This is a genomic window from Pseudomonas sp. SDT291_1_S447 (assembly GCF_054070155.1).
On record NZ_JBSVXS010000065.1, the window covers coordinates 22,150 to 31,469 of the forward strand.

Below are 9,320 nucleotides of genomic sequence, written 5' to 3' on the forward strand. Positions count from 1 at the left end.
CACAAAGACCGATTCACACTATGTTTACGGCATACCTACGGGATATCGGAAGGTTCCCGCAAAACTTGATAGCGAGTGCCTGCAAGAGTCTTTTCCGGTAGCATTCGCCTCAGTTTGACCCGCCTGGAAGCCCCTCATGTCCGACCGCCTGACCCTGCTGCGTCCCGACGACTGGCACATTCATCTTCGCGATGGTGCCGTGTTGACCAATACCGTTGCCGATGTTGCGCGCACTTTTGGTCGCGCCATCATCATGCCCAACCTGGTACCCCCGGTGCGCAACGCCGCTGAAGCCGACGGCTATCGCCAGCGGATTCTCGCTGCCCGCCCGGCCGGCAGTCGCTTTGAGCCGCTGATGGTGCTGTACCTCACCGACCGCACCCAGCCCGAAGAAATTCGTGAAGCCAAGGCCAGTGGCTTTGTCTACGCCGCCAAGCTGTACCCGGCCGGCGCGACCACCAACTCCGATTCCGGCGTGACCAGCATCGACAAGATTCTGCCGGCAATCGAAGCCATGGCCGAAGTCGGCATGCCGCTGTTGATCCACGGTGAAGTCACCCGTGGCGACGTCGATGTGTTCGACCGCGAAAAGATTTTCATCGATGAGCACATGCGTCGTGTCGTCGAGCGCTTCCCGACGCTGAAAGTGGTGTTCGAACACATCACCACCGGCGACGCCGTGCAGTTCGTCAACGAGGCTTCGGCCAACGTTGGCGCGACCATCACCGCGCATCACCTGCTCTACAACCGCAATCACATGCTGGTGGGCGGGATTCGGCCGCACTTCTATTGCCTGCCGATCCTCAAGCGCAATACGCATCAGGAAGCCCTGCTCGACGCCGCCACCAGTGGCAGCGCGAAGTTCTTCCTCGGCACCGATTCGGCACCGCACGCCCAGCACGCCAAAGAAGCCGCTTGTGGCTGCGCCGGCTGCTACACCGCGTACGCCGCCATCGAGATGTATGCCGAAGCCTTCGAACAGCGTAACGCGCTGGACAAACTCGAAGCCTTCGCCAGCCTCAATGGCCCGCGCTTCTACGGCCTGCCGGCGAACACCGATCGCATCACCCTGGTTCGTGAAGAATGGACTGCCCCGACCAGCCTGCCGTTTGGCGAGCTGACCGTTATCCCGCTGCGCGCCGGTGAAAAACTGCGCTGGCGCCTGCTGGAGGAACACGCGTGAGTGAAGACCATTTCGACGACGAACTGGACGGTCAAAGTGGTGGTGGCGGTTCCCGTCACCCGATGGCAGCACGCTTTCGCGGCTACCTGCCGGTAGTCGTCGACGTAGAAACCGGTGGTTTCAACTCGGCCACCGATGCGTTGCTGGAGATTGCTGCGACCACCATCGCCATGGATGAAAAGGGCTTTGTTTACCCCGATCACACCTACTTCTTCCGCGTTGAGCCGTTCGAAGGCGCCAACGTTGAAGCGGCAGCGCTGGAGTTCACCGGGATCAAGCTCGATCATCCGCTGCGCATGGCGGTCAGCGAAGAAACCGCGCTGACTGACATTTTCCGTGGTATCCGCAAGGCGCTGAAGGCCAATGGCTGCAAGCGCGCGATTCTGGTCGGTCACAACAGCAGCTTCGACCTCGGCTTCCTCAACGCCGCAGTTGCGCGACTGGACATGAAGCGCAACCCGTTCCACCCGTTCTCCAGCTTCGACACCGCGACGCTGGCGGGTCTGGCCTACGGTCAAACCGTGCTGGCTAAAGCCTGCCAGGCTGCCGACATCGATTTCGACGGCCGTGAGGCGCACTCGGCGCGTTACGACACAGAGAAAACCGCAGAGCTGTTCTGCGGCATCGTCAACCGCTGGAAACAGATGGGCGGCTGGGAAGACTTCGACGACTGATTGATGGTCGTCGGGTAAATCCCGCGCATAAAAAAACCGGCCACTTGGGCCGGTTTTTTTGTACCTCGACGTTGCGCCTTACAGGGCAGCAGCGTTCTCGGTCAGGTAGGCAGCAACGCCTTCTGGCGAAGCGTTCATGCCTTTGTCGCCTTTTTTCCAGTTGGCAGGGCAGACTTCGCCGTGCTCTTCGTGGAATTGCAGAGCGTCGACCAGACGAATCAGCTCTTCCATGTTACGGCCCAGCGGCAGGTCATTGATGATCTGCGAGCGGACAACGCCTTTGTCGTCGATCAGGAACGCGCCACGGAAAGCCACGCCGCCTTCGGATTCAACGTCGTAAGCCTTGGCGATGTCGTGCTTCATGTCGGCAGCCATGGTGTATTTCACCTGGCCGATGCCGCCATTGTTCACTGGAGTGTTGCGCCATGCGTTGTGAGTGAAGTGCGAGTCGATCGACACAGCGATCACTTCAACGTTGCGTGCCTTGAAGTCGGCCATGCGGTTGTCCAGAGCGATCAGCTCGGACGGGCAGACGAAGGTGAAGTCCAGTGGGTAGAAGAACACCAGGCCGTATTTGCCTTTGATGGCCGAGGACAGGGTGAAGCTGTCAACGATCTCGCCATTGCCGAGTACGGCCGGGACGGTGAAGTCAGGGGCTTGTTTGCCTACGAGTACGCTCATTGATATCTCCTGGTGTAAAAACTTGAAGTTCAGGGTCCGCGCCAGCCTGCCATCCTCAGACGACAGCCCTGTGACACGAACCCCTTCGCAAGGGCCGACCATCATACACTGCGAATTTGGCCTGTCCTCAACGGTTTTTCAAAGCAGGCGCAGAACGGCGCTGCATTTACGGGGCCAGGCAAATCGCCAGCAAATACCGTTCGTCAGTCATGGCTGTTAATCAGCTAAAGCCTTCCGAAAGCACTTTGACAATCATTCTCGTTAACATTAAGATCCATCGCAATTGAGTCACAACCAGCGACGGTTCTCACTTATGTATGTTTGTCTCTGCACTGGCGTCACCGACGGACAGATCCGCGAAGCGATCTATGAAGGTTGCTGCAGCTATAAAGAAGTTCGCCAAGCCACCGGCGTCGCCAGCCAATGCGGCAAATGTGCCTGCCTTGCCAAGGAAGTGGTCCGCGAAACCCTGACCAAGCTGCAAACCGCTCAGGCCGCGATCCCCTATCCGGTAGAATTTACTGCTGCGTAATAACACCCCATTTCAAAGAACCGGACTTATGTCCGGTTTTTTTATGCCTGTAAATCAAACGCTTAGGCTCCAGACGCGGAACACAAACATTCTTATTCCGATTAATTTTCATATATTATTCAATAACTTAGGTTTGACACTTATAAGTGCGAAGCTCAAACTCTGCCGTATATACAGCTATTACAGGGCAGGACTCCGATCATGAAAGGCGACATTACAGTCATCCAGCATCTCAACAAGATCCTTGCCAATGAGCTGGTCGCGATCAATCAGTACTTCCTGCATGCGCGCATGTACGAAGATTGGGGTCTGAACAAGCTCGGCAAACACGAATACAAAGAATCCATCGACGAGATGAAGCACGCGGACAAGCTGATCAAGCGCATCCTGTTCCTCGAAGGCCTGCCAAACGTGCAGGACTTGGGCAAGCTGCACATCGGCGAGCACACCAAGGAAATGCTGGAGTGCGACCTGCGTATCGAGAAGACCGGCCACGCTGACCTGAAGACCGCGATTGCGCATTGCGAAACCGTCGGTGACTTCGGTAGCCGTGAACTGCTTGAAGACATTCTCGAATCCGAAGAAGAACACATCGACTGGCTGGAAACCCAACTGGGCCTGATCGATAAAGTCGGTCTTGAGAACTATCTGCAATCGCAGATGGGCGAAGAGTAAGTTAGCGCCCGCTAAACTCGAGACACTAAAAAGCCCCGCCCTCTTTCGAGGCGCGGGGCTTTTTATTGCCCGGATTTCAGTCAATGCTGAAATCCATGTCGGAGCGAGCAAGCTCGCTCCGACAAAAGCTGATCAGGCTTCGGACTTGTTCGCCGCTGCCGCTTCAACAGCCGACTTGATGGTGGTTTGCAGCGAACCGTCTGCAGCCATCTCGGTCATGATGTCGCTACCGCCGACCAGCTCACCGCCTACCCACAGTTGCGGGAAAGTCGGCCAGTTGGCGTACTTCGGCAGGTTGGCGCGGATTTCCGGGTTCTGCAGGATGTCCACGTACGCAAACTTTTCGCCACACGCCATGACAGCCTGCGCAGCTTTCGCGGAGAAGCCACACTGTGGGGCATTCGGCGAGCCTTTCATGTAAAGCAGAATGGTGTTGTTGGCAATCTGCTCTTTAATCGTTTCGATGATATCCATGGAGCACCTCGGCTGAACTTTCCGACTCATGGGTCGGCACGGTGGCGCATTGTAACGGAATCCCGAGCGCCATGCTCGGTCTCCCCGACAGACTAGATCAAGCCGCCGCCACCGTCACTGGCACACCATTGAGCGCGGCGTTGCCGGATAGCTCGTCGAGCTGGCATTCATCGGTCAGGTCATTGGCACTTGACCCCGGCTGACCGCTGGCAATCGCCATTTGCACGCCCGGGCGCGCATGGCCCCAACCGTGCGGCAGGCTGACCACGCCTTTCATCATGTCGAGGCTGCCGAGTACTTCGACTTCGATTTGCCCGACCCGCGAACTGACGCGCACCAATTGACCATCGTTGAGACCACGACTGGCAAGGTCATCCGGGTGCATCAACAACTGGTGACGCGGCTTGCCCTTCACCAATCGGTGATAGTTGTGCATCCAGGAGTTGTTGCTGCGCACATGACGGCGGCCAATCATCAACAGCTCATCGGCGGCCGGTGCTTGCAATGCGGCGAAACGCGCGAGGTCAGCAAGGATCTCCGGCGGAGCGGCCTGTACATGCTGATCAGGCGTTTTCAGGCGCGGCGCCAGATTGGCTTTCAACGCCCCCAGATCAATACCGTGCGGATGATCAAACAGCGTCGCTAAAGACAGCTTTTGCTCAGACGCGTCACCGTACATGCCCATGCGAAGGCCCATGTCGATCATCTTCGCCGGCGGCATGGTCGGTTTCAGCTCCTTGCCGGTCTTCTCGGCAAACGCCTTGGCCAGGCCCACGAAGATCTCCCAATCATGCAAAGCGCCCTCGGGCTTGGCGAGGATCGCGCGGTTGAAGCGGGTGACGTTACGCACCGCGAACAAATTGAACGTGGTGTCGTAGTGGTCATTTTCCAGCGCCGAGGTCGACGGCAGGATCAGATCGGCGTAGCGCGTGGTTTCGTTGATATACAAGTCGATGCTGACCATGAACTCCAGACCGTCCAGCGCCTGCTCCAGTTGCCGCCCATTCGGCGTCGACAGCACCGGATTACCGGCGACGGTGATCAGCGCACGGATCTGGCCCTCGCCTTCGGTGAGCATCTCTTCGGCCAGCGCCGAGACCGGCAACTCGCCGCCGTATTCAGGACGACCCGAAACACGGCTCTGCCATTTGTTGAAATGCCCGCCCGAGGTCGACGCCACCAGATCCACAGCGGGTTCGGTGCACAACGCGCCGCCAACCCGGTCGAGGTTGCCGGTGACCAGATTGATCAACTGCACCACCCAGTGGCACAGAGTACCGAAGGCCTGAGTTGAAACGCCCATGCGCCCATAACACACCGCACTCGGCGCAGCAGCGAAGTCACGCGCCAGTTGGCGGATCTGCTCGGCAGGCACGGCGCACAACGGACTCATGGTTTCAGCGGTAAACGATGCAACTGCCGCGCGCACTTCATCCAGACCATCGACCGGCAGATGACTGTCGCGGGTCAGGCCTTCACTGAACAACGTGTTGAGCATGCCAAACAACAGCGCCGCATCGCCACCGGGACGCACGAACAGGTGCTGGTCAGCCATGGCCGCCGTCTCGCTGCGCCGTGGATCGACCACAACGACTTTACCGCCGCGCGCCTGGATTGCCTTTAAACGTTTCTCAACATCTGGCACGGTCATAATGCTGCCGTTGGACGCCAGCGGATTGCCGCCGAGGATCAGCATGAAGTCGGTGTGATCGATGTCCGGAATCGGCAGCAGCAAACCGTGGCCGTACATCAGATAGCTGCTCAGGTGATGTGGCAACTGATCGACCGAGGTCGCCGAAAAGCGATTACGCGTCTTCAGCAACCCAAGGAAATAATTGCTGTGAGTCATCAGCCCGTAGTTGTGCACGCTCGGGTTGCCTTGATAGACCGCCACAGCGTTCTGGCCATGACGCTCCTGAATCGCCGCCAGTTTATCGGCCACCAGCGCAAACGCCTCGTCCCACTCGATCGGCAACCACTCGCTGCCAACACGACGCATTGGCTGGCGCAGGCGGTCCGGATCGTTCTGGATATCTTGCAGGGCCACGGCTTTGGGGCAGATATGGCCACGACTGAAGGTGTCGAGGGCATCGCCTTTGATCGAGGTAATCGCGACGTTGCCGTCGGTTTCGGTGGTTTCGATGGTCAGCCCGCAAATGGCTTCACACAGATGGCAGGCACGGTGATGGAGAGTCTTGGTCATGGCCAGTCTCTGTCTTGTTCTGGGCGGGCAATAACGTCCGCGGGAACAAAACTATGGCCCCGACGCCGTTCAGGCGCCAGCGACGTTCGTCTTGTGAATCGACGCCTATCAGGTGCGCCGATAAACCGCCCCGATCAGTTCGACGGCAGCTGCGGCGGCGCAGCCAACTGAATTTCCTGGATGGTTTCGATCTGCTCGTGGGCGACATGTACGCCGGTGAGTTCGCCGATCAAACGCCAGTGCTCGTCAAGGCCGGCGCTGATGGTCGCCATGCGATCAATCATGTGGCGGCCGGCGGTCTTCACCACTTCGTCTTCGCTGCGCAGCAGTTCGAAGGACATTGAGGTGACCGACGCGGTGAGATGGGTCAGTGAGCGAGCCGTGTGGCCCAGCAATTCCATTAACAGTTTTTCTTTCGATTCCATGCGGAGGCTTCCTGCGTCGCTCGAAACTTATTTATAACCCAGCGCTTTGCTTTAGCAAATGTTTCAGCCTGAGCATCCGACCAAATGATGGCATGGCGCCACGGTGGTAAACCGACCCAAGCGACGCAATCCCCGCCACGTCGCATTGCCAAGCCCTGCGAGGCCGGTGTACAAAGGGACTCGCTGCTGTCCTGAACCCGGCTTCAAATGCGCGACTGCAATATCCAGTGCGCCCTTCGATTTTCGCAAAAACCATAGCCTATTGGAAAAACGCGACATTTAGTGTCAATATCGCGCCTCCCCCTATTTCGTCGCCCCGTGCGGCTTACGCCGCAGGTCTCGCCCGTTGTTCCGTTAAACAAGGCTTTGAGCATCTGCGGTTTGTAGCAAAAAGGTAGTCAATGATGAGCGCAAGGCACTTTCTCTCCCTGATGGATTGCACGCCCGAAGAGCTGGTCAGCGTGATCCGTCGAGGCGTTGAGCTCAAGGACCTGCGTAACCGCGGCGTACTGTTCGAGCCTCTGAAAAACCGCGTGCTGGGCATGATTTTCGAGAAGTCCTCGACCCGTACCCGGATCTCCTTCGAGGCGGGCATGATCCAGCTCGGCGGCCAGGCGATCTTCCTCTCACCGCGCGACACCCAACTGGGCCGTGGCGAGCCGATCGGCGACTGCGCCATTGTCATGTCGAGCATGCTCGATGCGGTGATGATCCGTACCTTTGCCCACAGCACCCTGACCGAATTCGCCGCCAATTCGCGCGTGCCAGTTATCAACGGCCTGTCCGATGACCTGCACCCGTGTCAGTTGCTGGCCGACATGCAGACTTTCCTTGAGCATCGTGGCTCGATTCAGGGCAAGACCGTGGCCTGGATCGGCGACGGCAACAACATGTGCAACAGCTATATAGAAGCGGCGATGCAGTTCGATTTCCAATTGCGCGTCGCCTGCCCTGAAGGCTACGAACCAAACCCTGATTTCGTGGCCAAGGCTGGCGATCGCGTGACCATCGTTCGCGATCCGGCCGACGCCGTGCGCGGCGCGCATCTGGTGAGCACCGATGTCTGGACTTCGATGGGTCAGGAAGAGGAAACTGCCAAGCGCCTCAAGCTGTTCGCGCCGTTCCAGGTCAACCGTGCCCTGCTCGACCTCGCTGCCGAGGACGTGCTGTTCATGCACTGCTTGCCTGCGCACCGTGGCGAAGAAATCAGCCTCGACCTGCTTGATGATCCGCGCTCCGTCGCCTGGGATCAGGCAGAAAACCGTCTCCACGCACAGAAGGCCCTGCTCGAGTTCCTCGTCGAACCGGCATATCACCACGCATGAGCCATGAATTACTGCTGAACCTGCGCAACCTCGCTTGCGGCTATCAAGATCAACGTGTGGTGCAGAACCTCAATCTGCACCTCAACGCCGGTGACATCGGCTGCCTGCTCGGCTCGTCCGGCTGCGGCAAAACCACCACCCTGCGCGCCATCGCCGGTTTCGAACCGGTGCACGAAGGTGAGATCACCCTCGGTGGCGAAACCATTTCCAGCGCCGGCTTCACCCTGGCGCCGGAGAAACGCCGGATCGGCATGGTGTTTCAGGATTACGCGCTGTTCCCGCACCTGAGCGTTGCCGACAATATTGCCTTCGGTATTCGCAAGCACCCGAACAAAGAGCGCGTGACCGAAGAGCTGCTCGAACTGGTCAATCTGAAAAACCTCGGCAAACGCTTCCCGCACGAGTTGTCCGGCGGCCAGCAGCAGCGCGTAGCCCTCGCCCGCGCCTTGGCGCCGGAACCGCAATTGCTACTGCTCGACGAGCCATTCTCCAACCTCGATGGCGAACTGCGGCGCAAGCTCAGCCATGAAGTGCGCGACATTCTCAAGGCCCGTGGCACCAGCGCGATTCTGGTGACCCACGACCAGGAAGAGGCCTTTGCCGTCAGCGATCACGTTGGCGTGTTCAAGGAAGGTCGACTGGAACAGTGGGATACGCCGTACAACCTGTATCACGAACCGGCAACGCCTTATGTGGCCAGCTTCATTGGTCAGGGTTATTTCATTCGCGGCCAGCTTGGCAGCCCGGAATCGGTGCAGACCGAGCTGGGCGAGCTGCGGGGCAATCGTGCTTATACATGGCCGATTGGCGGCGCCGTGGATGTATTGCTGCGCCCGGATGACATTGTGTATGCGCCGGACAGTGGCTTGAAAGCACGGATTGTGGGTAAGACGTTCCTTGGCGCTTCGACGCTGTATCGCCTGCAACTGCCGACGGGTGCGCAGCTGGAATCGATTTTCCCGAGCCATGCTGATCATCAGGTTGGCGCGGAAGTCGGGATTCGTGTCGCCGCCGAACACCTCGTACTGTTCCAGGCATCGGGCAGCACCGCCGCACAGATCCCGGCAGTGGAAAACGGCGTTCGCCGCTACAGCACCGCGCTTTAAAGATCAAAAGATCGCAGCCTTCGGCAGCTCCTACAGGGATCA

10 protein-coding genes are annotated in these 9,320 nt (G+C 58.6%); 6 read left to right on the top strand and 4 right to left on the bottom strand.

Features of this window, described 5'->3' with window-relative positions; genetic code table 11:
• The first annotated feature begins 136 nt into the window (after positions 1 to 136).
• Together pyrC and rnt are read left to right on the top strand one after the other, a co-directional pair.
• Entirely contained in the window at positions 137 to 1,183 is a 1,047-nt protein-coding gene (gene pyrC, locus ACW9IR_RS19160; RefSeq protein ID WP_007916661.1) for a dihydroorotase, read from the top strand.
• Positions 1,180 to 1,857 (top strand): ribonuclease T, encoded by a 678-nt coding sequence (gene rnt, locus ACW9IR_RS19165; protein WP_016986654.1) that lies wholly within the window; start codon positions 1,180 to 1,182, stop codon positions 1,855 to 1,857. The genes pyrC and rnt overlap by 4 nt, the downstream gene beginning before the upstream one ends.
• A 78-nt stretch (positions 1,858 to 1,935) precedes the next feature.
• On the opposite strand, the gene ACW9IR_RS19170 is transcribed toward rnt, so the two are convergent.
• Positions 1,936 to 2,538 (bottom strand): peroxiredoxin, encoded by a 603-nt coding sequence (locus ACW9IR_RS19170; protein ID WP_003227723.1) that lies wholly within the window; start codon positions 2,536 to 2,538, stop codon positions 1,936 to 1,938.
• Between the two features lie 313 nt (positions 2,539 to 2,851).
• Here ACW9IR_RS19170 and ACW9IR_RS19175 point away from each other — a divergent pair, with 313 nt between their 5' ends.
• Together ACW9IR_RS19175 and bfr are read left to right on the top strand one after the other, a co-directional pair.
• Positions 2,852 to 3,070 (top strand): bacterioferritin-associated ferredoxin, encoded by a 219-nt coding sequence (locus ACW9IR_RS19175; RefSeq protein WP_003227725.1) that lies wholly within the window; start codon positions 2,852 to 2,854, stop codon positions 3,068 to 3,070.
• A gap of 201 nt (positions 3,071 to 3,271) precedes the next feature.
• The gene (bfr, locus tag ACW9IR_RS19180; protein ID WP_007916671.1) at positions 3,272 to 3,745 is read left to right on the top strand and encodes a bacterioferritin; all 474 of its coding nucleotides are present in this window, start codon (positions 3,272 to 3,274) and stop codon (positions 3,743 to 3,745) included.
• 132 nt (positions 3,746 to 3,877) lie between these two features.
• Here the strand turns inward: bfr and grxD are convergent, their stop codons facing one another.
• From grxD to ACW9IR_RS19195, 3 genes are all read right to left on the bottom strand, one after another.
• Entirely contained in the window at positions 3,878 to 4,219 is a 342-nt protein-coding gene (gene grxD / locus ACW9IR_RS19185) for a Grx4 family monothiol glutaredoxin (RefSeq protein WP_007916674.1), read from the bottom strand.
• 97 nt (positions 4,220 to 4,316) lie between these two features.
• Positions 4,317 to 6,422 (bottom strand): molybdopterin oxidoreductase family protein, encoded by a 2,106-nt coding sequence (locus ACW9IR_RS19190; protein ID WP_102901029.1) that lies wholly within the window; start codon positions 6,420 to 6,422, stop codon positions 4,317 to 4,319.
• Positions 6,423 to 6,556: 134 nt separating this feature from the next.
• The gene (locus ACW9IR_RS19195; RefSeq protein WP_027612069.1) at positions 6,557 to 6,847 is read right to left on the bottom strand and encodes a hypothetical protein; all 291 of its coding nucleotides are present in this window, start codon (positions 6,845 to 6,847) and stop codon (positions 6,557 to 6,559) included.
• 404 nt (positions 6,848 to 7,251) lie between these two features.
• Between ACW9IR_RS19195 and argF the strand changes: the two genes are divergently transcribed.
• Positions 7,252 to 8,172, top strand: coding sequence for an ornithine carbamoyltransferase (gene argF / locus ACW9IR_RS19200; protein WP_110718862.1), 921 nt, complete (start codon positions 7,252 to 7,254; stop codon positions 8,170 to 8,172).
• A complete protein-coding gene (locus ACW9IR_RS19205; RefSeq protein ID WP_102901027.1) occupies positions 8,169 to 9,278 on the top strand; it encodes an ABC transporter ATP-binding protein in 1,110 nt (369 codons plus the stop codon). The genes argF and ACW9IR_RS19205 overlap by 4 nt, the downstream gene beginning before the upstream one ends.
• The last annotated feature ends 42 nt before the right edge of the window (positions 9,279 to 9,320 follow it).

Excerpts from the sequence above, each read along its gene's own strand:
- pyrC (WP_007916661.1), top strand. The coding sequence starts at position 137 with ATGTCCGACCGCCTGACCCTGCTGCGTCCCGACGACTGGCACATTCAT.
- ACW9IR_RS19170 (WP_003227723.1), bottom strand. The coding sequence starts at position 2,538 with ATGAGCGTACTCGTAGGCAAACAAGCCCCTGACTTCACCGTCCCGGCC.
- ACW9IR_RS19175 (WP_003227725.1), top strand. The coding sequence starts at position 2,852 with ATGTATGTTTGTCTCTGCACTGGCGTCACCGACGGACAGATCCGCGAA.
- bfr (WP_007916671.1), top strand. The coding sequence starts at position 3,272 with ATGAAAGGCGACATTACAGTCATCCAGCATCTCAACAAGATCCTTGCC.
- grxD (WP_007916674.1), bottom strand. The coding sequence starts at position 4,219 with ATGGATATCATCGAAACGATTAAAGAGCAGATTGCCAACAACACCATT.
- ACW9IR_RS19190 (WP_102901029.1), bottom strand. The coding sequence starts at position 6,422 with ATGACCAAGACTCTCCATCACCGTGCCTGCCATCTGTGTGAAGCCATT.
- ACW9IR_RS19195 (WP_027612069.1), bottom strand. The coding sequence starts at position 6,847 with ATGGAATCGAAAGAAAAACTGTTAATGGAATTGCTGGGCCACACGGCT.
- argF (WP_110718862.1), top strand. The coding sequence starts at position 7,252 with ATGAGCGCAAGGCACTTTCTCTCCCTGATGGATTGCACGCCCGAAGAG.
- ACW9IR_RS19205 (WP_102901027.1), top strand. The coding sequence starts at position 8,169 with ATGAGCCATGAATTACTGCTGAACCTGCGCAACCTCGCTTGCGGCTAT.